Here is a 22465-nt window from a genome sequence, read left to right as displayed (position 1 = left end):
GTTCCCCGCGCCCCTTTCCGGCTACGCCGGGATGACGGTGACTTCGCCCAGGCCCAGGTCCTTGAGCGGGCCGGCGATGGCCGCCGCGTCGCCGACCAGGACGGCGACGAGCCGCTCCGGGGGGAACGCCGCGACGACGGCCGCCGTGGCCTCGGCGGTGGTCGTCTCGGCCAACTGCCGGTAGACCTCGGCCTGGTAGTTGTCCGGCAGCTCCTGTTCGACCTGGTCGGCCAGCGTCGCGCAGACCGCCGACGCGGTCTCGTAACGCAGCGGCGCCACCCCGACCAGGTTCTGGACCGCGACGTCGCGCTCCTCGTCCGTCAGGCCCTCCGCCGCCAGCGTGCGCAGGATCTGCCAGGTGTCGGCGAGCGCCGGGGCCGTCGACTCGGTGTCGACGGAACCCGAGATGGCGAGCAGCGCGCGCCCCGAACCGTCCGCGCCGGAGCGCAGCGGCTGGGCGAAGGCGCGGACACCGTAGGTGTAGCCCTTCTCCTCGCGCAGGACCCGGTCCAGACGGGACGTCAGGGTGCCGCCCAGGCAGTAGGTGCCGAGGATCTGCGCGGCCCAGGAGGGGTCGTGGCGGTCGGGACCGATCCGGCCGATCAGCAGTTGCGTCTGCACCGACCCGGGACGGTCGACGATGACGACGCGGCCGGCGTCCTCCCCGTGGACCGGCGCGGGGGTGACGTGGGCGCCGGGGGTACCGGTCCACTGGCCGACCGTGGCCGCCAGCACCGCGTCGAAGTCGACCGACGTGAAGTCGCCGACCACGACGAGCGTGGCCGTCGCGGGGCGGACGTGCGCGGCGTAGAAGGACGTCACCGCGGCACGGTCGATCCCCTCGACCGTCTCCGCGCTGCCGGAGCGCGGGCGCGACAGCCGGTCGGCCGCCTCGAACAGCTCGCCGTAGAAGGCGATCGCGGCACGGCGGGCCGGGTTGGCCTGCTCGTGGACGATCTCGTCGAGGCGGTTGGCGACCAGCCGTTCGATCTCGTGCCCGGGGAACGCGGGCGAACGGACGGCGTCGGCCATCAGCGCGAGACCGCGCTCCAGGCGGGAGGCGGGGACCTCCAGCGAGATCCGCAGCACGGTGTGGTCGGCGTGGGCGTCCAGCGTCGCGCCGGTGCGCTCCAGCTCCGCCGCGAACTGCTCCGCCGTCAGCGACTCGGTGCCCTCGGAGAAGGCGCGGGCCAGGATGGTGGAGACGCCCTCCTGCTCGCGCGGCTCGGCCGCGAGCGGCACGTCCAGCACCAGCTCGGCCGCGACCAGCGCCTGACCCGGACGGTCGCAGCGCAGCACCGTCAGGCCGTTGGCCAGGGTGCCGCGCGTCGGCGCGGGGAAGTTCCAGGGGGTCGGCTGTCCCGGCTCGGGGCGCGGGTGGAAGGTCATGGTGGAGGCGATGGTCATGCCTGCACCTCCTCGTCCTCGTCGGCGTTCTCGTCAGCGGCCGGCGTGACCGTGGGCTCGTACGTCAGCACCGCACGGTTGTCCGGCGTCAGGTACTTCAGCGCGACGGCGCGAATCTCCTCGGCCTTGACGTCCAGCACCCGCTCCAGCGCGGAGTCCGCGAGCTTCGGGTCGCCGAACAGGACGGCGTAGCGGCACAGTTCGTCCGCGCGGCCGCCGACCGTGTCGAGCCGGTCGAGCCACTCGCGCTCGATCTGCGCCTGCGCGCGCTCCAGCTCCTCCGCCGTGGGGCCCTCGGCCGCGAAGCGGGCGAGCTCCTCGTCGATGGCGGCCTCGACGGCCTCGACCGTCGCCTCACCGGAGGTCTTCGCGTCGAGCCAGCCCAGCGACGGCGCGCCCGCGAGCCGCAGCAGGCCGAAGCCGGCCGTGACGGCCGTGCGGTCGTGCCGGACCAGGCGGTTGTAGAGGCGGGACGACTCGCCCGAGCCGAGGATCGTCAGCGCCAGGTCGGCCGCGTCGGACTCACGGGTGCCGTCCAGCGGCAGCGGGTAGGCCTGCATGACGGCGCGCGAGGGGACCTCGGCGACGACGTGCTCGCGCAGCGGCGCGCCGGCGGCGCGGACGATCGTCGCACCGTCCCGCGGCGGGCGCTTGCCGTCGTGGGAGGGGATCGAGCCGAAGTACCGCTCCACCCACGCGAGCGTCTGCTCCGGGTCGATGTCGCCGACCACGGCCAGGACCGCGTTGTTGGGCGCGTAGTAGGTGCGGAAGAAGTCCTGCGCGTCGCCGAGGGTGGCCGCGTCCAGGTCCTCCATCGAGCCGATGGGGGTGTGGTGGTAGGGGTGGCCCTCGGGGAAGGCCATCGCCGTCAGCCGCTCGAACGCGGTGCCGTAGGGCACGTTGTCGTAGCGCTGACGCCGCTCGTTCTTCACCACGGCGCGCTGGTTGTCGAGGCTCTCCTGGTCGAGCGCGGCGAGCAGACTGCCCATCCGGTCGGCCTCCAGCCACAACGCCAGCTCCAGCTGGTGCGCGGGCATGGTCTCGAAGTAGTTGGTGCGCTCGAAGCTGGTGGTGCCGTTGAGCGAACCGCCGGCCGCCTGCACCAGCTCGAAGTGGCCGTTGCCCGGCACCTGCGCCGAGCCCTGGAACATCAGGTGCTCGAACAGGTGCGCCAGACCCGTGCGCCCCTCGACCTCGTGGCGGGAACCGACGTCGTACCAGAGGCAGACGGCGGCGACCGGGGTGAGGTGGTCCTCGGAGAGCACGACCCTGAGCCCGTTGCCCAGAGTGTGCTCGCTGATGGTGAATCCTTGGGCCATCCGCGTCGTTCCTTCCGGTCTGCACACGATCGAGAGTCGTCGTCCGGGGCCGTGAAGCCCCGAAAGCCCCATTGTGCTGCACCAGCAGGGGACGCGGTGGCCGGGTTTGTCAGCCCGCTGGTCCAGAATGGTCCCCGACCGTGCCCACCCATGCCCACCGACCGGTACCGCCGGAGGCGCGCATGCCGTCCTAGGGAGCGCCGCCGGATGGCCCGCCGCAGTTCGCAGACCCCTCCGCCAGAGGACTTCGAGGAGCGCATCCTCGACGTCGACGTGGTGGACGAGATGCAGAGCTCCTACCTGGAGTACGCCTACTCGGTGATCTACTCCCGGGCGCTCCCCGACGCCAGGGACGGTCTCAAGCCCGTCCACCGGCGTGTCCTCTACCAGGCCAACGAGATGGGGCTGCGCCCCGATCGCGGCCACGTCAAGAGCGCGCGTGTCGTGGGCGAGGTGATGGGCCGCCTGCACCCGCACGGCGACACCGCCATCTACGACACGCTCGTGCGCATGGCCCAGCCGTTCTCCATGCGGCTGCCGCTGATCGACGGCCACGGCAACTTCGGTTCGCTCGGCAACGACGACCCGCCGGCCGCCATGCGTTACACCGAGGCCCGGCTCACCGAGGCCGCGATGGCCATGGTCGAGACGATCGACGAGGACACCGTCGAGTTCCGGCCCAACTACGACGGCAGCGAGCAGGAGCCGGAGGTCCTTCCCTCCGCCTTTCCGAACCTGCTCGTCAACGGCGTCTCCGGCATCGCCGTCGGCATGGCCACCAACATGCCGCCGCACAACCTCTCCGAGGTCGTCGCCGCCGCCCGCCACCTGATCCGCTACCCCGGCGCGGACCTCGACGCGCTGATGCGGTTCATCCCCGGCCCCGACCTGCCGACCGGCGGTCTCGTGGTCGGCCTGGACGGCATCCGGGACGCCTACGAGTCCGGCCGCGGCACCTTCAAGATCCGCGCCAAGGTCTCCGTCGAGGACGTCACGCCGCGCCGCAAGGGGCTGGTCGTCACCGAGCTGCCGTTCACGGTCGGCCCGGAGAAGGTCATCTCCAAGATCAAGGATCTGGTCAACGCCAAGAAGATCCAGGGCATCGCGGACGTCAAGGACCTGACGGACCGTGCGCACGGCCTGCGCCTGGTCATCGAGGTCAAGAACGGCTTCGTGCCCGAGGCGCTGCTGGAGCAGCTCTACAAGCTGACGCCGATGGAGGAGACCTTCGGCATCAACAACGTCGCCCTGGTCGACGGCCAGCCGCTGACGCTGGGCCTGAAGGAGCTGCTCGAGGTCTACGTCGACCACCGCTTCGAGGTGGTCCGCCGGCGCAGCGACTTCCGGCGCCGCAAGCGCCAGGACCGCCTGCACCTGGTCGAGGGCCTGCTGGTCGCGCTCGTCGACATCGACGAGGTCATCGCGATCATCCGGTCGAGCGACAACTCGACGCAGGCCAAGGAGCGCCTGATCGAGCGCTTCTCCCTGTCCGAGACGCAGACCGCGTACATCCTGGACACCCCGCTGCGCCGCCTGACCCGGTTCGACCGGATCGAGCTGGAGGCGGAGCAGGAGAAGCTCAACGCCGAGATCGCGGCACTGACCGAGATCCTGGAGTCCGACGCGGTCCTGCGCAAGCTCGTCTCCGACGAACTCGCGGTCGTGGCCAAGAAGTTCGGCACCGAGCGGCGCACCGTGCTGCTGGAGGCGGGCTCGGTGGCCACCGCCGCCGTGCCGCTGGAGGTCGCCGACGACCCGTGCCGGGTGCTGCTCTCCTCCACCGGTCTGCTCGCGCGGACGGCCGACGGGGAGTCCCCCGCCGACGCCGACCTCGCGGACCTCGCGGACCTCGCCGACAGCAAGCGGGCCCGGCATGACGTCATCGTCTCCGCCGTCCCCGCCACCGCGCGCGGTCACATCGGGGTCGTCACGGATGCCGGACGTGTGCTGCGGCTGCCGGTGATCGACCTGCCACAGCTGCCACCGAGCGCGCAGACCCCGGCGCTGGCGGGCGGGGCGAAGGTCGCCGAGTTCCTCAAACTGGAGGCGGGTGAGACCGCGCTGGCGCTGACGACGCTCGACGAGTCCTCCCCCGGCCTGGCGCTCGGCACCGAGCAAGGCGTGGTCAAGCGCGTCGTGCCGGACTGGCCGGACAACAAGGACGAGTTCGAGATCATCGCGCTCAAGGACGGCGACCGGATCGTCAACGCGGTCGAACTGCGCACCGGTGAGGAGGACTTGGTCTTCATCACCTCCGACGCCCAGCTGCTGCGCTACCCGGCCGGGCAGGTCCGCCCGCAGGGCCGCCCGGCGGGCGGCATGGCGGGCGTCAAGCTGGCCGACGACGCGAAGGTGCTGTCCTTCACGGCGGTCGACCCGGCGCAGGACGCGCTCGTCGTCACCGTCGCGGGCGGGGCGGACGCGCTGGACGGAATGAGCCAGACCTCGGCCAAGGCCACGCCGTTCGAGCAGTACCCGCGCAAGGGCCGCGCCACCGGCGGCGTCCGCTGCCAACGGTTCCTGAAGGGCGAGGACACGCTCGTCTTCGCCTGGGCCGGCACCGCTCCGGCCCGCGCGGCCACCGCCAACGGCTCCCCGGCCGAGCTCCCGGCGCGCGACCCGCGCCGCGACGGCTCGGGTGTCCCGCTGGCCAAGGAGATCGCCTGCGTGGCGAGCGTGACCTGACGCCGCGTCGACGCGAGTACGCGAGAGGGGCGGCGGGGCCGGAGGGCCCTGCCGCCCCTCTCGCGTGTCACGGCTGCTTGGGAGCCGCCATCAGGTACGCCAGGACCGCCAGCACCCGGCGGTTGTCGTCGTCGGACGGCGCCAGCTCCAGCTTGGCGAAGATGCTGGTGCTGTGCTTCGACACGGCCTTCTCGCTGACGAAGAGCCGGCCGGCGATGGCGCTGTTGGACCGTCCCTCGGCCATCAGCTCCAGCACCTGCCGCTCCCGCTCGGAGAGGCGCGTCAGCGGGTCGCTGCGGCTGCGGCGGCCGAGCAGCTTGGTCACCACCTGCGGGTCCATCACCGTGCCGCCCCCGGCGACGGCCCGGATCACGTCGACGAACTGGTCGTCGCTGAAGACCCGGTCCTTGAGGAGGTAGCCGACCCCGCCCGCCTGGTCGGCGAGCAGCTCCTGCGCGTACACCGGCTCGACGTACTGCGACAGCAGCAGGATCGGCAGGCCCGGCAGCTGCGCGCGGGCGGCGAGCGCCGCGCGCAAGCCGTCGTCGGTGTGGGTGGGCGGCAACCGGATGTCGACGATCGCGAGGTCCGGCCGGTGCTCCAGCAACGCGTCGAGCAGTCCCGGCGCGCTGTCGGTGGCCGCGGCGATCTCGAACCCGCGGGCCTTGAGCAACCGGACCAGGCCCTCGCGCAGCAGGTAGAGATCCTCCGCTACGACCAGCCTGAGGGGCCCTACCGGCACGGTACCTCCATGGCGACGATCGTCGGGCCCCCGGGCGGGCTGCTGACGGCCAGGATGCCGTCGAAGGCCGCGAGCCGCCGTTCCACCCCGGCCAGCCCGCTGCCCGCGGCCGGGTCCGCGCCGCCCGCGCCGTCGTCCGTCACCTCGACGCGCAGCACTCCGTCCGTGAGCACGGCCCGGATCCGCACGGTACGCGCGTCGGCGTGGCGCACGGCGTTGGTCACCAGTTCGGCGACCGCGAAGTAGACCGCCGACTCGACGGGCGCGTCCAGCCGCTCGGGAGGCTCGGGCAGATCGATCTCGGTCGCGCAGGGCAGCGGCAGGTCCATCGCCAGCGCCCGCAGCGCCTCCCCGAGCCCCCGGTCGGCGAGCATCGGCGGGCAGATGCCCCGGACCAGGCCGCGCAGCTCCTCCAGCGCGGCGGCGGACGCGTGGCGGGCCTCCGTGATCAGGGCGGTCGCCTCCTGCGGGCTGGTCCCCATCAGGTCCTCGGCCGCGCGCAGGTTCATCCCGATGGCGACGAGGCGCCCCTGCGCGCCGTCGTGCAGGTCCCGCTCGATCCGCCGCAGTTCGGCGGCGGCCGAGCTGACCGCCTCCGCGCGGGTCTCCGTCAGCTCCTGCACGCGCGCGGTCAGCGCCGGGTCGGGCGCCCGACCCAGCAGTCGCCGGACGTCCGGCAGGACGGTGGACGGGAACATCCAGAGACCGAGCGCCAGCAGCATGGCACCCTGGATCCCGCCGAGGACCGACGCGTTGTGGCCGAAGCCGACCGGGAGCACCGGCAACGGATCGCGAGGAGACCCGTATGTGCCCACGACGACCATCGTCTGACCGAACGCACCCTGCGCGATGGCGTACGTGCCGACCCCCACCAGCGCCAGGGCCGCGATGCCCGCCGTCGGCCCCGGCCACCGCCGGACGGCGGCCCCGACCCCCATCAGCACCAGCAGGCCCACGACGAACGCCCCGACGGCGGGCACGAGCATCCCGGTTGCCGGCGACGCGGGCACCCACAGTTCGAGGCCCAGCACGTCACCGACCATCGCCACGGCCCCCGGCAGCAGCAGCCCCCAGCGTCCGGCTGCGAGCGCGGCGCGGCCCTCGTTCCTGGCCCCGGTCCCACCGCCGGTCGCGGCCCCGGTCGCCGCAGCCGGGCGGACCAGCCGCAGCAGACCCCACCAGGCGAGCAGCGCGAGCACGAGACCGACTGTGCAGCCGACCACCAGATCCAGCAGCGTCCGGGCCTGCTGCAGCCCGAACGGAGCGGCCACGACGAGTGCTTCGGCACACGCCGCCGCGACCAGCGGCAGGACCCACCGGGGCAGCGACCTCGGGAGCGGGGGCAGGGCGACCGCCAGGAAGCCGGCCGGCAGCAGCACGGACGCGAGCAGCCCGCTCGAGGCCCACCCCGCCACTGTGATCACCCGGCTGGACGAGTCCGGCAGGTGCAGGTCCAGCAGCAGTATTTGCACCGCGGCGTACGCGGTCGCCCCCACCAGCGCCGCCGCGAGAACCCAGCCGAGCCACCCGTACCGCGCCCCCTGCACTGCCCGTGTTCCCCGTGTTCCCTGGCTTCCCTGGGAGCGTCTGCCGGAGTGCTCCGCCCTGACGGCCGCCACCCCGCAGCCGGCCGTCAGCAGCACGATGACGACCAGGGTCCAGGGTTCCCTGTCCACCAGAACCGGCGGCATGGCCACCACCTCTTCCCGACCTCCGGACCGCGCTCTGCGGCCCCGCGACCATGCTGCTGCGCGGCCCGGTTCGGGCGCGATGGACCGGAACCTACAGCTCAGGTAGGCAAACACCTACCCCTGATCGTCGTGCTCCGGGAGCGAGACGTACAGCCGCGTCCCCTGCGGCCGGAACCCGACGCGCTCGTAGACGCGGCGCGATCCCTCGCCGGAGTACTCCAGCCACACGCTGCCCGCTCCCCGGGCGAAGAGCGTGGCCGCCAACTCGGCGGTCACCGCCTGCGCGAACCCCCGCCCCCGGAACTCCGGGCGGGTCCCCACCCCCGCCAGCTCGGCCGTCCCGACCTGGGGCGCCGTGCACAACGCCCCACCGGCGACCACGCCGCCGGGTGCCCGGACCATGCGCACCGCTCCCCCGCTCTCTGCGGTGCGCCGCAACCGCGCCGCTCCCTCGGCCGAGGCCGGGAACTCCCCGCCGAACGCCTCGGCGAGGGCTCCGTCGAGGGCGAGGTAGTCCTCGTCCGACCCCGGCGCCTCGACGAGCGACGCCGGGGCGGCGGTCGCCTCCGTCCCTCGCGGCGCCGGAACGAGGGTGCCGGGCGTGCAGACCAGGTACTCGTGCTCCTGCTCGACCGCGAACCCCGCGGCGAGCAGCGCGGGTTGCACGGCCGGCGCACTGTCCGAGGCGAACTCCAGCCGGGGCCGCAGCCCTCGCCGCTGGAACTCCTCCACAAGCGCCCGCACGTCCCCCGCGGTGGGCTCGGCGCCCGGCAGCGGGGTGGCGTAGTTGACGTAGGGGTTGGGCGTGGCGGGGTCGAACCCCATCACGAATCCGCCGCGTTCCACGACCTCGGGACGGCAACGGAGATGGGCAACGGTAAAACTCTGGACAGAGATGTCCACGGTGATGATGACCTCACGAAGTCAGGCAGCCGGCACACAGAAGTACCGGCTTTCCAGGCATGAAAAGAGTCGTGGGGCCGCGGTCAGGCTTGGACGAGCGACGACGCTCAGTCCTGCCGGCGGCCACTGCGGGTCGCCGAGGTCAAATGGCTCAGTCCTTCATCATTCGAGCGCACCAGGCGGTGCCAGCTGCGCTCCACCCTTCCACAATCCGCGGCAGTCCCACAACCCTCTTCGGACGCCCCGACCGCACCTCCGGACTGGCCGAAGGGCCGCCGCCGGGCGGCCGTCCGACTTCCCCTCACCCCCTCACCGCCTCACCCGGCCAAGGGGTTGGGCAACGGGGTGTAGGTCGAGTCGCCGCCGTCGGCGTCCGTCCAGCGCAGGAGGAGGTTGGTCTTGCCCGGGATGACGGGCACGTCCAGGACGTCGCGGTAGTCGGCCAGCAGCCCGCGGGCTGCCGGCCACAACTCGGCGGCCAGCGAGGGATGGCGGGAGGTGATCGCACCCGCGATCTCGGAGAGGTTGTTGACGACCAGGCAGTACAGCAGCCGGTCACGGCCCTTGGCGGCCGGCACACCCGGCGTCGGCACGTCCGGGCCGAAGCGCGCCAGCAGCGCGGCGTGGCGGTCGGTGGTGAGCTTGACGCCCTCGTGGTCGCGGAAGAGGACCTGCCCCGGCTGCCCGTCGCGGTCCACCGCGACCAGGACGTTCTGCAGGTGGCACTCCAGCACCACTCCGTGGTCCCGCAGCGCGTCCAGCGCCGGCAGCGCGAGCAGTTCGACGTAGCGGCGCCACCAGGTGAGGCACTGGTCGGCCGTCAGCCCGTCCAGCGGGTTGCCCGCGAAACCCTCACTCACCCCCGCCGCGAGCAGCGGCGTCAGCCCCGGCCGCACCCGCTGCGCGAAGCCCTCGCGCTGCAGCACCGCATACGCCTCCCAGCCGTCCTCGCCGTGCCCGGCGAGGGTCCGGTAGCCCTGGTCCGCGAGGACGAGCGGGGCGATCGGCAGGGACTCCAGCACCTCGTCCACCGGCCGCAGCCAGCGCAGGTCGCGCAGCCAGAGTCGGCGCACGTCGTTGGTGACCCGCACCTCCAGGCTGAACTTGAACGCGAGGTCCGCGTCCGGGAGGTAGACGGTCCGCAGCGAGGAGGTCGCGAACGCGAGCTCCTCGCTGCGCCCGAGCTCGATCAGCCGGCCGTCGCCGAGGGCCGTCAGCGTGGCCGGCGCGAGCGTCGGATGGGTACGCAGGAGGTCCAACTGCCACGGGTGGGCGGGCAGAACCCGGTACCCGGGCGGTGCCGCGTCACCCCACAGGGCGTCGATCGCCCCGGTCGCGCCCTCCCCGCCCAACAGGTCCTCGCGGACGCCGAGCAGCGCGAGCGGGTAGCTGGCCCCCGCCTCCGCCGCGTAGGGCAGCCAGCTCTCCGGTACGCCGCCGCCGCGCGTCTTGGGCGCAGGGTGGTACCGGTGCCCGGCCAGCAGCGCCTGCTCGGACCGCAGGTACAGGTCGCCGGACGGCTTCTCGTCCCCGGCCGCGGACTTCGCCCGAGCGTCCAACAGGGCGGCGACCACGTCGCGGCTGTCCCGGATCTCCGCGCCCAGCGTCGCGTTCTCCACCCCGGTGCGGACCCGCGCCTCCTCCTCGACGAGCGCGACCAGCCCGTCGAACCCGCCGATCCCGACACCGTCCACGGCGATCGGCGGCTGGGGCCAGCGCCCCGCGGCGACGGTGAGCACCCGCCCGGTTCCGGCGAGCCGGTACCCGACCCCACCGTCGGCCCGCGGCTCGGCGAGCTCCCGCACGAGGCAGTTCAGCAGAGCCGTCCCGGCCTCCGGCTCCCCCGCCCCCCACCCGCACCACGCCGCCGCGCCGCGCGGCCCCGCGTCGTCCGCCGCTCCACCGCCGTGCATACTCGCCTCCGCACCCCGCCGGCGTCCGCTGTCGCGGGGGCCGACCCGTCGTCGACGCGAGCGGGTTGTCCGCGTCGATTTTGTCCGCGTCGATACCGACAGCCGATGATCTGTCCAGACGCATCCTCTCCCAATCCGGGGTACCTCACCTTCATGCGCGCCACGGACCACACCGCCAGCAACCATCCGCTGCCGCCCGGCCTCCGCCCGGCGGAGGCCGCCTTCGCGGCCGAGCTGCACCGCGTGCGGCCGAGCCTCGACGCCGGTTTCGCCGCCGCCCTGCCCGGGGCGCGGGCGGCGGTGCTGGCGCGGCTGTGGCGGGCTCTGGAGATCGAGCCGCTGCCGCTCGCCCCCGGCGTGCGCGCGCGGCTCAGTGGGCCGGAGCGGCGCCCGTACGACATCGGCGCCCCGGCCGCCGGGGAGACCGTCCGCCTCGACGGCGTGGCCTTCACCCACCCGGCCGCCCTTCTCGAAGCGCTCGCACTGCCGGGCTCGGCCACCCTCCTCGGGGAGCTGGAGCACAGCGTGGTCTCCCTCGCGCTCTCCCGCGCGGGCGCGCTCGCCGCGCCCACGCAGGGGGACGCGCTCGACTCGCTGGAGGCCGCCGAACGCTCGGTCGTGGACGGGCACCCCTACCACCCGTGCTGCCGCAGCCGCCCTGGCTTCACCGTCGCCGACCAGCTCGCCTACGCGCCCGAGCACGGCGCCGACGTCGCCCTGGAGCTGGTCTCCCTGCCGCCCCGGCGCGCGCTCGTCGTCGGGGACTGGCCCGGTTGGCTGCGCGGGGCCAACGGCTCCGTACTGCTCCCGGTCCACCCCTGGCAGGCCAGGGAGGTCCTGCCCCGCCTCGGCATCGAGCCGTGCGGCCGGACCCTGCCGGCCGTGCCGCTGATGTCCGTGCGGACGCTCGCGCCGCACGGCGGAGGACCGCACCTGAAGACCTCGCTGTCGCTGCGGATGACCTCCGCCGTCCGCGACATCTCCGCCGGTTCCGTGCGCAACGCCCCCGCGGTCTCAGCCCTGCTGGAGAGCCTGGTCGGCGGTCCCGGCCGTCCGGGCGGTCCGGGAGGCTCCGCCGGAGACGGCCTCCGGGACGGTGGCCTCCGGATCACCCGGAACCTGGCGGCGGCCGCCGGGCTGCCCGGCGGGGAGCCCTCCGCCGATCTGGCGGTGATCGTGCGCGAGAGCCCGGCGGCCGGGCTGCTACCGGGCGAGCGAGTGGTTCCGCTGGCGGCCCTCGCCGCGCATCCCCCGAAGACGGAAGACCCGGTCGCCTGGGTCGCCGACTTCGCCCACCTGGTCTGGCCGCCCCTGCTGACCCTCTGGGACCGGGGCGTGGCGCTGGAGGCGCACGGCCAGAACCTGCTGCTGGTGCTGGACGACGCCGACCGCCCGATCCGACTGGTCTACCGGGACCTGGCCGACATCCGCGTCAGCCCGCGGCGCCTGGCCCGCGCCGGACAGGACGTCCCACTGGCGCCCGTGACCGGTCACGTCCTGGACGACGACCCGCTCGTGCTGCGGCGCAAGCTGCTCGGTTCGCTGGTCGGCGGTGCTCTCGGTGGCCTCGTCTCCGGATTCGGTGGCGGTGACCGGGCACTGGAGGACCGACTGTGGGCCACGATCGCCGCCGAGGCACGGCGCGTGGCAGCCGAGGTGCTCCACGATCCCGCGGACCGACGCGCGCTCCTGGCAGACCCGCTGCCCGTCAAGGCGTTGACGCTGATGCGGCTGGAGGGCCGGCCGGCCGGGGACCAGTGGACCCAGGTGCCCAACCCGCTCGCCTGAACGCGGGCCCATGGCCGGGCGCAAGCCGACAGCGGGGTGGGGTGCTGGCGGCGGGGCGCGGGCCGTCGGCCTGACGGCGCCCCCGGCCTGGCCGTGCTCCCAGACCGGCGGTGCCCCCGGAGTGGTGAACGAGGAGTCTCGCTCCGGTGGACAGCGGAGATGTTGGTAAGGCTAACCTTGCCTCTGTGAGCATCTGTGCGAGAGTGTCGGAGGAGCTGGCGGAGCCGCTCGGCGGCAGCGCGCCGCGAGCCGCCGCCTGGCTGCTGATCGAGCAGACCGGCCCCTGGGGGCCGCGGGCACTCACGGAGAGCCACTTCCACCCCGAGCTCGGTCGCGAGCTGCAGGAGATCACCCGGGGCACCGGCGTCGAGGTCGCCCTGATCCGCCGCCCCGGCAGGCACGCCGACTGTCCGCCCACCGGGGAGCGCACCGTCCACCTGGCCCACACGGCCCCCGGCCGCAGCTGGATCCGCACGGCGCAGCTGGCCGACCCGCACATCCTGCGCGACCTCGACTTCGCCGCGATCGGCTCGGGCGAGCACGGTGGCTTCGGCACCGCCCACGAGGGCGATCCGCTCGCGCTCGTCTGCACCAACGGCCGCCGCGACCGCTGCTGCGCTCTGCTCGGCCGCCCTCTGGCGAGCGAGCTCGCCGCGGCCGGCCACGCCGAGGTCTGGGAGGTCACCCATCTCGGTGGACACCGTTTCGCACCGACGATGCTGGTCCTGCCCTACGGCTACACCTACGGCCGGCTGACCGCCCCGACGGCCAAGGAGGTCCTGGAGGCCACCCACCACGGCCGCATCGTCGCGGAGTTCTGCCGCGGGCGCTCCTGCTGGGACAGGCCCGGCCAGGCCGCCGAGCTGGCCGTCCGCCAGAACCACGCCGTCGAGGACGCCGAGGCCCTGACGGTCACCCAGGCCCCCGATCCGGCCGCTCCCACCGACCCCGACCGCTGGTCGGTCCGCGTCGAGCACACCGACGGACGCATGTGGCAGGCCGAGGTCCGCCGCACCGCCGCCGCCCCGGCCCGCCCCGAGAGCTGCCTCAAGGCCCCGACCACGCCGGACCGCTACGACGTCGTCTCACTGACCGGCCTGCCGGCACAGGTGTGTCCCACCCCCGCGTAGCCTCGGCGCCCATGATCGACTGGAAGCTCCGTCCGGCCACCCCGGACGACCTCGAACCCCTGGTCGAGATCCGCGCCGTGGCCATGCGCCCCGATCTCGAACGCCTGGGCCGCTACGACCCTCACCGTGTCCGGCAGCGGTTCCGCGACGCCTACGACCCGGCCCTCACCTGGGTCATCGAGACGGCGGGCTCGACGCCAGGCGCGGCGTCCGGCTCGACGTCGGGCGGGACGGCGGCGGGCGAGACGGCGGCGGGCTCCCCCGCGGGCTGCGTGGCCCTGCGGCCGGACGGGGGCGTCCTGTGGCTGGAGCACTTCTACCTCGCCTCCGCCCTCCAGGGCGCGGGCATCGGCACCGCCGTCCTGCGCGAGCTGCTCGGCCGTTGCTCCGCCAAGGGCACCCGCGTCCGCCTCAACGTCCTCCAGGGCAGCCCCGCCCGCCGCCTCTACGAGCGCTTCGGCTTCACCCTGGAGTCCCAGGACCCCGTCGACGTCTACATGGTCCGCGAACCCGACCACGCCCTCGCGTAAACCGATTGCGCCCGGACGCCGGCTGCCCTTGGCTGGCCGGCATGACCGAACTCCATACCGACCGTCTCCTGTTGCGCCCGTGGCTCGACTCGGACCTCGCCCCCTGGGCGGAGCTGAACGCCGACCCGGAGGTGCGCGAACATCTCGGCCGACTCCTGACGCGCGAGCAGAGCGAAGCGTCCGTCCGGCACTTCCAGGCGGAGTTCGCCGCGCGCGGCTACGGCTGGTGGGCGGTCGAGGTCCGCGAGAGCGGCCGCTTCATCGGGTTCGCCGGCCTGGACGACACGGACGAGGGGATGCCGTTCGCCGGCGTCGAGATCGGCTGGCGGCTCACCCGTTCGGCCTGGGGCCACGGATATGCCACCGAGGCCGCCCTGGCCTGCCTGGACTTCGGCTTCGACCGGCTCGACCTCGACGAAATCCTCGCCACGACGATCCGTCGCAACCTGCGCTCCCAGGCCGTCATGCGCCGGCTCGGCATGACGTACGACCCCGCCGACGACTTCGAGGACCCCGCCGAGCCCGAGGGCCCGCTGCGAGAGGGCGTGCTCTACCGCATCCGCCGCGAGCAGCGCCCGGCCACCGGGCCCGACCAGGCTGCTCAGGCCGCTCGGTAGCGATGCTCGGGGCGGCCGGTGGAGCCGTAGCGCAGCTCCAGGCGGGCCATGCCCTCACGGACCAGGTAGGAGAGGTAGCGCTGGGCGGTGGCCCTGGAGACCCCGGTGAGCTCCGCGACCTCCGCCGCCGAGAGATCGCGGCGCGCACCGCGCACCGCGTCGCGGACCAGGGCCAGGGTCGGCGCCGAGTGACCCTTGGGCGGCAACGTCGGCAGCGGCGCGGAGCGGCCCGCACTGAACAGGGCGTCCACCTCGGCCTGGTCGGTCTCCTCCGCGTCGCGGAGCGACTCCATGCGCTGACGCAGCTCCGCGTAGGCCACCAGCCGCTGCTCGAAGGCGGCAAAGCCGAAAGGCTTCACCAGGTAGCCGATGGCGCCGAGCTGCATCGCCTCGCGCACCGAGTGCAAGTCCCGCGCGGCTGTGATCATTATCGCGTCCGGGCGGCCCGCGTGCGGCGCCTGCGGATCCGGGGGCTGCGCGGCGAGGCGCCGCAGCAGGTCCAGGCCCGTGCCGTCGGGCAGGTAGACGTCGAGCAGCAGCAGATCGGGACGGAGGCTGCGAACGGCGTCCTCCGCCGCGGCGACCGACGGCACCTGCCCGGCGACCTCGAATCCGGTCACCTTGGCGACGTACGCCGCATGGATGCCGCTGACCCGGAAGTCGTCGTCCACGACCAAGGTTCTGATCACCAGCGCGTCCTTCCTGAGTTCGTTCCTGCTGGAGAGAGGTCTCCCCAGAGCCCCGCGTTTCCTTCGATCGCCACATTCACTCCGTCGGGTGTTCCCCCGCTCCCGCCCGCGTCGTCTCCGGCCGACTGCGCCAGTACGGCCGGTTCGACGACCGGTGGAACGGAGACGAACACCGCCCCGAGCGGGGCCGGGTCGGTGTCCGGCAGCGGCAGGTGGACGGTGAACACCGCGCCCGGCCCCTGGCTCACGGTGATCTCGCCGCCGTGCCGGGTGACCAGCCGGTGGACCATCGCCAGGCCGAGCCCCCGGCGTGCGGTGCCGCGGTCCGGCCGGGTGGACCAGCCGTCCTCGAAGATGTGCCCGCGGGCCGCGTCAGGAACGCCAGGACCGCTGTCCGAGACGCGGACCGTGATCGCATCCGGCGTCTCCAGGACCAGCAGCTCGACGGTGGCCGGGCTGCTCCCCGCAGCGGCGTCCACGGCGTTGTCGAGGAGGTTGCCGACGACGGTCAGCAGCCGGCGCAGGTGGCCCGGGTCCGCGCTCAGTTTGGAGGCCGGGTCAAGACTCAACCGGACCCCGCGCTCCGCGGCGACCGTGCACTTGGCGACGACCAGGCCGACCATGAGCGAGTTCGCGATCCGCTCGCGGACCTTCGCCGCCTGGGTACGGTCGGTGGAGGCGAGCTCGACCGCGTAGTCGAGCGCCTGCTCCTGCTCGCCGAGTTCGAGCAGACCGGCGAGGGTGTGCATGCGGTTCGCGAACTCGTGCTGCTGGGCCCGGAGCGCGTCGGTCAGGCCGCGGACCGAGTCGAGCTCGCGCAGCATGCCGACGATCTCGGTCCGGTCCCGGACGGTCACCACCGCGCCCAGCGCACGACCGTGCAGGACCACCGGCATCCGGTTGATCGCGAGGCAGTGGCTGTCGGTCAGCACATGGATCTCGTCCGGGCCCAGCTCCCCGGCCAGCGCGCGGCGCAGACGCCCCTCCGGCAGCAGGTCCTCCAACCGCGAGCCCAGCGCGGTGCCCAGCCCGAGCAGCCGGCGCGCCTCGTCGTTGACCACGCTGACCTTGTCGCTCGGGTCGAAGGCGAGCACGCCCTCGCGGATGCCGTGCAGCATCGCCTCACGGTCCTGCAGCAGGCCGGCGATCTCCTCCAGCTCCAGCCCGAAGGTGGTCCGCTTGAGCCGCCAGGCCAGCACGTAGGAGGCCAGCAGGCCGACGGCGAGCGCGGCGCCGATGTAGAGCGCGAACGGCGGCAGCTCGGTCAGCAGCGTGGTGAAGACCTTCCGCTCGTCGATGCCGACGGAGACCTCGCCGATGATCCGGCCGGAGGCGTCGCGCAGCGGGGTGCGGGCGTTCGCCGAGCGGCCGGTCGAGCCGTTGTCGATGAAGAAGTGGTCGTGACCGTCGAGCGCGGCGACGGGCTCGGTGACCCGCCCGCCGATCAGCCCGGCGATGGGGTGCGAGTGACGGATGTGCCGCCGGTCGATCACCACGACGTAGCGGGCCTGCGTCGCCTTCATGATCCTGCCCGCCGCCAGCTGGACCGGACCCCGCGGGCCGAGCTTCGGATCGCCCTCGCTCATGGCCGCGACGATCTGCGGGTCGGACGCGGCCACCTGGGCGATGGAGAGTGCCCGCTGCTCGTTCACGTGGTCGATCTGCGCGCGCTGGGCGAAGGCCAGCAGCACGAAGCCGATGACGCTGGTCACGGCGAGGATCGCGAGCTGGCTGACCAGGATCCGGCCGGAGAGTTTGCGTCGAGAGAACATCTCGGCCTCCAACCCGGATGAGCTGGGGCGAAAGCCCCATTGCCACGCCCGCGTCCCGGCGATTGTGCCTGGTGGGGAGCGCTTTGCCTACCCCTGTCACCGTGCGCAGAACGAGCAGAACCCTCGGTAACGCGGGAAATGCCGAAGACGCCCACCCCCGGAGCAACCGAGAGATACGCTGGAAGACAGCCCCCGGGCGCGCCTCCCCCGTCGCGCCCGGGGGCCCTTTCATACCCCGTGGTGGCGGCCGGGGCGGCGGCTCAGACCGCCCCCGCGCCGGTGAGCGCGCGGACCTCCAGCTCCGCGTACGCGTCCGGCTCGGCGCGCTCGCGCGAGGTCACCGTGCCCAGCCAGCCGGCCAGGAACCCGCACGGCACCGAGACCAGGCCGGGGTTCTGCAGCGGGAACCAGTCGAAGTGGGCGCCGGGGAAGATCGCCGCCGCGCTGCCGGAGACCACGGGCGAGAAGACCACCAGCACCAGTGCCGGCACCAGGCCTCCCCAGATCGCCCAGGCCGCGCCACGCGTGGTGAACCGCCGCCAGAAAAGCGTGAACAGCACCGCCGGCAGATTGGCCGAGGCCGCGACGGCAAAGGCCAGCGCCACCAGCGTCGCCACATTGAGCTTCTGCGCGTACAGGCTCAGCACGATCGCCACGCCCCCGATGGCCACGGCCGAGATCCGCGCGACCACGACCTCCTGCCGTTCGCTCGGCGGATCCTCGTCCGGGTGGCGGAACGCCTGCGCCCACAGGTCATGGGCGAAGGAGGCGGAAGCCGCCATGGTCAGTCCGGCCACCACAGCGAGGATCGTGGCGAAGGCGACGGCCGAGATCACCCCGAAGAGAACCGTTCCTCCCAGTGCGTCGGCCAGCTGCGCCACCGCCGTGTTGCCCGCGCTGTTGGCCGCCTTGATCGCCGGAGCGCCGATCAGGGCGGCGGCGCCGAGCCCGAGCACGATCGTCATCAGGTAGAAGGCCCCGACCAGACCGATCGCCCAGACCGCCGAACGGCGCGCCGCCCGCGCCGTGGGCACGGTGTAGAAGCGGGAGAGGATGTGCGGCAGCCCGGCCGTGCCCAGTACCAGCGCCAGGCCCAGGCTGACGAAATCCAGCTGATCGGTGAGCTTGTGGCCGAAGCGCAGCCCCGGCACGTCGTACGCCGCGCCCTGCCCGCTGCCCCGGGCGGCCGACCGCATCAGCGAGCCGAGGTCCCCATGGAAGCGGACCAGCACCAGCACCGTCAGCAGAACCGTTCCGCCCATCAGCAGTACACACTTGACGATCTGGATCCACGTGGTGGCCTTCATCCCGCCGATCGTCACGTAGACGACCATCAGCACGCCGACGCCCACGATCGCCCCGGCGCGCGCGGCGGAGGAGTGCAGGTGCAGCAGCAGCGAGACCAGTGTGCCCGCGCCCACCATCTGCCCGAGCAGGTACAGCAGCGAGATCACGATGCCGGAGACCCCCGCCGCCACCCGCACCGGACGTTCACGCATGCGGAGGGTCAGCACGTCGGCCAGGGTGTAGCGACCGCAGTTGCGCACCAGTTCGGCCACCAGCATCAGCACCAGCAGCCAGGCGACCAGGAACCCGATCGTGTAGAGCAGCCCGTCGTACCCGTAGAGGGCGATCAGCCCGGTGACGCCGAGGAAGGAGGCGGCCGACATGTAGTCGCCGCTGATGGCGAAACCGTTCTGCATGGGGCTGAAGTCGCGTCCCGCGGTGTAGAAGTCCTCCGCGGCGCGGCTGCGTCGGCCGGCCCAGAAGGTGATGCCCAGCGTCACCAGGACGACGAGCACGAAGAGGCCAGCAGCCATGTCATTCCCCCCTCGTGGGCCGCGGCGTCAGCGGAGCCCTCACCGGAGCCGGTCCTGGGTCTCCCAGCGCAGGCCGAGCGCGGCGCGGTCCCGGTGGGCGCGGGCATGCCGGGCGTACAGCCAGGTCAGCAGAAAGGTGCTGGCGAACTGGAGCAGGCCCAGCAGCCAGGCGGTGTTGAACGGTCCGGCGATCGGATGTGCCATCAACTGCGGCGCGGAGACCGCCAGGACGACGTAGAGCAGGTACCACAGCAGGAACGCGGCGGTGGCGGGGAAGACGAAGCGCCGGTACCGGGCGCGGATCTCCCGGAACTCGGAACTCTCGTGGACGGCACGGTAGATGTCCGCCGCGGCGATGCCGGACGGTGTGGCGACGTCTTCGGGCGGCTCGGCCGGGGCTCCGGCCGACGCGGCGAAGGCACCGGAGGCCGTGGCGGAGACCGCCTCCTGCTCCCGGCGCTGCTCCTGCTTCTCCCGCGCCGCCGCGGACGCGGCCCACCAGTCGAAGGACTCCTCCGATGACCGCGGGGCCGTCGGGTGCTCAGTATCGGGGGCCAGTTCTTGAGGACTCACGCCACAAGAATGAGGAGCCCGGCGGACCGCCGTGGCCGGGTGTACGGACGTTCACCCCATCAGGTGATGGAGGCCGTGTTTGTACGCGTAGCCGACCGCCTGGGCCCGGTCGCGGACGCCCGTCTTGGCGAAGAGGTTGTTGATGTGCGTCTTGACCGTGGCGACGCTCACAAAGAGCCGCGCGGCGATCTCCTGGTTGGAGAGGCCCGCCGCGATCAGCCCGAGCACCTCCGCCTCACGGGCCGTCAGCCCGTCCGGCAGCGCCGCGGCCGGAGCGGCCGGGCCGGCGGCCGGCCCCGAGGAGACCGTCGGCGCCGCGGTGGGCGCGGGCTCGCCCGCCGACTCCGGCCGGGTTGTCGCCTCGCCTGCCGCCTCCCCCGCCGACAGCCGCTCCAGCAGCCGTGCCTGCACCTGCGGCGAGAGGCCCGCCGCACCGGACCGCACGTCACGGATCGCGCGGACGATCTCCTCGCTGCCGGCGTCCTTGGTCAGGTAGCCGCGCGCCCCGGCCGCGAGCGCGGGGAACAGGGAATCGTCGTCGGCGTACGTGGTCAGCACGATCACCGCCGTGCCCGGGTGCTCGGCCCTGATCCGCCGGGTGGCCTCGACGCCGTCGCAGCGCGGCATCCGCAGGTCCATGAGCACCACCTCGGGCGCGTGCTCGGCGACGAGGGCCACGGCCTCCTCGCCGTCTGCCGCCGCGGCGACCACCTCGATGCCGGGCAGCAGCCCGAGCAGCATGACGATCCCCTCGCGCACGACCTGCTGGTCGTCCGCGACCACCACCCGCACCGGCTGCTCGCTCATCTGACCCATCGTAACCACACGAGCGCCGGAGAACGTCAGCCCTCGATCCGCAACAGCACCCGGAACCCGCCCTGGGTGGGCCCCGCCTCCAGGGAGCCGCCGAGCAGCTCGGCGCGCTCCCTCATGCCCAGCAGCCCGAGCCCACTGCCGGAGGAGGCCAGCCCGGAGTCACCCAGACGGCCCGATCCGGATCCGCCCTGGTCGACCACCTCGAGCTCGACGCTACCCTCCAGGTACGACAACCGGACCGTGCACAACGCCCCGGGCGCGTGCTTGCGGACGTTGGTCAGCGCCTCCTGGGCGGTGCGCCGCACCGCCACGCCGACCTCGGCGGTGAGCGGGCGCGGCGTGCCGACCACCTCCAGTTTCGCCGAGGCGTCCTCGGTGAGCTTGACCAGGAACTCCCCGATCGGCCTGAACTCCCCGCGCAGCGCGGACAGGGCCGCCCTGGTCTCCAGCAGGCCGTCCTGGGCCATCCGCCGCGCGGCCACGATCCGCTCGCGGATCTGCTCGCGGTCCGCCTCGCCCTCGACCATCAGCCGGGCCGCCTCCAGGTGGACGAGCTGAGCGGAGAGGCTGTGTGCCAGCACGTCGTGGATCTCCCGGGCGATCCTGGCCCGCTCCGCCAGCGCCGCCGCCTCCGCCTCCACGGTGCGCAGCGCCCGTTCCTGCGACAGCGTCCGCTGGGTCTGCGCCCGGGCCTCCCAGTCCTGCCGGGTGACGTAGCCGAGGATTCCGAGGCCGAGGATGGTGGTGACGTTGCCCCAGTTCTGCACGTCGGTGGGGACGACCACGATGAAGACCGAGGTGGCCAGCAGGATGAAGGGCGCGGCCGCGACGATCGGCAGTCGCTGGATCGAGCCGAGCGCGATCCCGCACATGAAGATGATGCCCATGACCGGGGCGTGGTTGATCCCGCACAGGATCGCCTGGACGTAGGTGAAGGTCAGCCAGAGCAGGCTGCGCCGCAGGTCCATGCGCGGCACGGAGCGGACGAACCCCCAGAACGCGAAGACGCCCACGGCCGTGACCGCCAGCACCGTCAGGACCTGCGGGGTCGTCAGGTGCTCGTTGGCGAAGGTCGCCCACAGGCCGCCGGCCAGGCCGCCGACGCGGCCCACCCAGCTCAGCACGCGTCGGCCCACGGCGAGGCCCTCCCGGGAGAGGGCCTCCCGGGAGGGCCAGTCGGTCCAGCTCTCCACGTCGCTCCTGCCGTGTCCGCCGATGCCCATGGCGTCCGTGCCGAGGTCTCCGGTACCGAGGTGGCCGGTACCGAGGTGGCCGGTACCGAGGTGGCCGGTACCGAGGTGGCCGGTACCGAGGTGGCCGGTGCCGAGGTGGCCGGTGCCGCTCACAGCGATCCGGCAGGGCTACCGTACGCCGGGGCGAACTCCCGGGCCCGCCACGTCACCACGGCTCCGCGCACCAGCAGCAGCGCGGCCAGCGCGAGCAGCAGACCGGCCTGGCCCTGGGCGACGCCCATCGCGGCCGCGGCGGCGTAGAGGGCGATGCGGACCACCAGCATGCCGATCCAGGCGAAGAAGCTGGCCTTGGTGCCCTTGGACCAGACCGCCCCCTGGGCGTCGGTCCAGATCCGGGTGGTGAAGCCCCAGGCCGTGCCGAGGCCGATCTCGACGACGACGCCGATGATCAGGAACGCGGCCGAGAGCGCCTGGTGGTGCGGGTCGACCAGGTGCGGGTCGCGCAGGGCCATGAAGGCGAGGACCGCCGGGACCACCAGCAACCGCCGCGGGTTGGGGTTCCACTGGCGTGCCTGGAACTGGCGGAAGATCACGTATCCGACCACCGCGACGATGACCACTGCATTGGCAAGGCCGGGCATCTCGATCATCTCCTGCTTGGCTTTCCTGGCGTTCACGGCGGGGTTCCGCCGACACCACCGACGCTACGGATCGGGGGCCTGTCAGGCCTCGGAGCAGGGATGGAGACGGGGTGGGGGGGGGGGGGGGCCCCCCCGCCCCCCCCCCGGGGGCCCCCCCGGCCCCGCCCCCCCCCCCCCCGGGGCGGCCGCGAAGGGGGTGCGGGCGGGGCGCGACGCGGGGGCGGCGCAGAACAGCG

Annotated in this window: 18 protein-coding genes; 5 read left to right on the top strand and 13 right to left on the bottom strand. The window is 73.3% G+C overall.

Annotation, left to right across the window (positions count from 1 at the left end):
* Nucleotides 1-21 precede the first annotated feature (21 nt).
* Entirely contained in the window at nt 22-1407 is a 1386-nt protein-coding gene (locus ABH931_RS10335; protein ID WP_370112042.1) for a M16 family metallopeptidase, read from the bottom strand.
* On the bottom strand, nt 1404-2726 hold the full coding sequence (locus ABH931_RS10330; protein WP_370112041.1) for a M16 family metallopeptidase: 1323 nt from the start codon (nt 2724-2726) through the stop codon (nt 1404-1406). The genes ABH931_RS10335 and ABH931_RS10330 overlap by 4 nt, the downstream gene beginning before the upstream one ends.
* Before the next feature lie 207 nt (nt 2727-2933).
* Between ABH931_RS10330 and ABH931_RS10325 the strand changes: the two genes are divergently transcribed.
* A complete protein-coding gene (locus ABH931_RS10325; protein ID WP_370112040.1) occupies nt 2934-5411 on the top strand; it encodes a DNA topoisomerase (ATP-hydrolyzing) subunit A in 2478 nt (825 codons plus the stop codon).
* 67 nt (nt 5412-5478) lie between these two features.
* Here the strand turns inward: ABH931_RS10325 and ABH931_RS10320 are convergent, their stop codons facing one another.
* The 4 genes from ABH931_RS10320 to ABH931_RS10305 form a co-directional block, all read right to left on the bottom strand.
* The gene (locus ABH931_RS10320) at nt 5479-6153 is read right to left on the bottom strand and encodes a LuxR C-terminal-related transcriptional regulator (RefSeq protein ID WP_370112039.1); all 675 of its coding nucleotides are present in this window, start codon (nt 6151-6153) and stop codon (nt 5479-5481) included.
* Nucleotides 6144-7844 carry a sensor histidine kinase gene (locus ABH931_RS10315; protein ID WP_370112038.1) on the bottom strand — a complete coding sequence of 567 codons (1701 nt, stop codon included), beginning with the start codon at nt 7842-7844 and terminating at the stop codon, nt 6144-6146. The genes ABH931_RS10320 and ABH931_RS10315 overlap by 10 nt, the downstream gene beginning before the upstream one ends.
* A gap of 114 nt (nt 7845-7958) precedes the next feature.
* Nucleotides 7959-8747 (bottom strand): GNAT family N-acetyltransferase, encoded by a 789-nt coding sequence (locus ABH931_RS10310; RefSeq protein WP_370112037.1) that lies wholly within the window; start codon nt 8745-8747, stop codon nt 7959-7961.
* Nucleotides 8748-9064: 317 nt separating this feature from the next.
* Nucleotides 9065-10660 (bottom strand): IucA/IucC family protein, encoded by a 1596-nt coding sequence (locus ABH931_RS10305; protein WP_370112036.1) that lies wholly within the window; start codon nt 10658-10660, stop codon nt 9065-9067.
* A 153-nt stretch (nt 10661-10813) separates the two neighbouring features.
* Between ABH931_RS10305 and ABH931_RS10300 the strand changes: the two genes are divergently transcribed.
* The 4 genes from ABH931_RS10300 (at nt 10814) to ABH931_RS10285 (ending at nt 14725) form a co-directional block, all read left to right on the top strand.
* On the top strand, nt 10814-12448 hold the full coding sequence (locus ABH931_RS10300) for an IucA/IucC family siderophore biosynthesis protein (protein ID WP_370112035.1): 1635 nt from the start codon (nt 10814-10816) through the stop codon (nt 12446-12448).
* A 185-nt stretch (nt 12449-12633) separates the two neighbouring features.
* Nucleotides 12634-13578: a sucrase ferredoxin gene (locus tag ABH931_RS10295; RefSeq protein WP_370112034.1), complete on the top strand. Its 945-nt coding sequence runs from the start codon at nt 12634-12636 to the stop codon at nt 13576-13578.
* A gap of 11 nt (nt 13579-13589) precedes the next feature.
* Nucleotides 13590-14108, top strand: a complete 519-nt coding sequence (locus ABH931_RS10290; RefSeq protein ID WP_370112033.1) for a GNAT family N-acetyltransferase — start codon at nt 13590-13592, stop codon at nt 14106-14108.
* Nucleotides 14109-14149: 41 nt separating this feature from the next.
* Nucleotides 14150-14725, top strand: coding sequence for a GNAT family N-acetyltransferase (locus tag ABH931_RS10285; protein ID WP_370112032.1), 576 nt, complete (start codon nt 14150-14152; stop codon nt 14723-14725).
* Here ABH931_RS10285 and ABH931_RS10280 read toward each other — a convergent pair.
* The 7 genes from ABH931_RS10280 to ABH931_RS10250 form a co-directional block, all read right to left on the bottom strand.
* Complete coding sequence (locus ABH931_RS10280) at nt 14710-15414, bottom strand: response regulator (protein ID WP_370112031.1); 705 nt, start codon at nt 15412-15414, stop codon at nt 14710-14712. The two genes, ABH931_RS10285 and ABH931_RS10280, sit on opposite strands and share 16 nt — an antisense overlap.
* Nucleotides 15411-17186: an ATP-binding protein gene (locus ABH931_RS10275; RefSeq protein WP_370112030.1), complete on the bottom strand. Its 1776-nt coding sequence runs from the start codon at nt 17184-17186 to the stop codon at nt 15411-15413. The genes ABH931_RS10280 and ABH931_RS10275 overlap by 4 nt, the downstream gene beginning before the upstream one ends.
* Nucleotides 17187-17446: 260 nt before the next feature.
* Entirely contained in the window at nt 17447-19006 is a 1560-nt protein-coding gene (locus tag ABH931_RS10270) for a cation acetate symporter (protein WP_370112029.1), read from the bottom strand.
* A gap of 39 nt (nt 19007-19045) precedes the next feature.
* Complete coding sequence (locus ABH931_RS10265; RefSeq protein ID WP_370112028.1) at nt 19046-19579, bottom strand: DUF485 domain-containing protein; 534 nt, start codon at nt 19577-19579, stop codon at nt 19046-19048.
* A gap of 51 nt (nt 19580-19630) precedes the next feature.
* Nucleotides 19631-20386, bottom strand: coding sequence for a response regulator (locus ABH931_RS10260; RefSeq protein WP_370112027.1), 756 nt, complete (start codon nt 20384-20386; stop codon nt 19631-19633).
* 35 nt (nt 20387-20421) lie between these two features.
* Complete coding sequence (locus ABH931_RS10255) at nt 20422-21741, bottom strand: sensor histidine kinase (protein ID WP_370112026.1); 1320 nt, start codon at nt 21739-21741, stop codon at nt 20422-20424.
* Nucleotides 21738-22265, bottom strand: a complete 528-nt coding sequence (locus ABH931_RS10250; protein ID WP_370112025.1) for a DUF1453 domain-containing protein — start codon at nt 22263-22265, stop codon at nt 21738-21740. The genes ABH931_RS10255 and ABH931_RS10250 overlap by 4 nt, the downstream gene beginning before the upstream one ends.
* Nucleotides 22266-22465: the final 200 nt, after the last annotated feature.

Origin of the sequence: Streptacidiphilus sp. MAP12-33 (assembly GCF_041261265.1) — a bacterium.
GTDB lineage: Bacteria > Actinomycetota > Actinomycetes > Streptomycetales > Streptomycetaceae > Streptacidiphilus.
The sequence above is the reverse complement of the archived record's forward strand: the minus strand, read 5'-3'. Positions and strand labels throughout refer to the sequence as shown.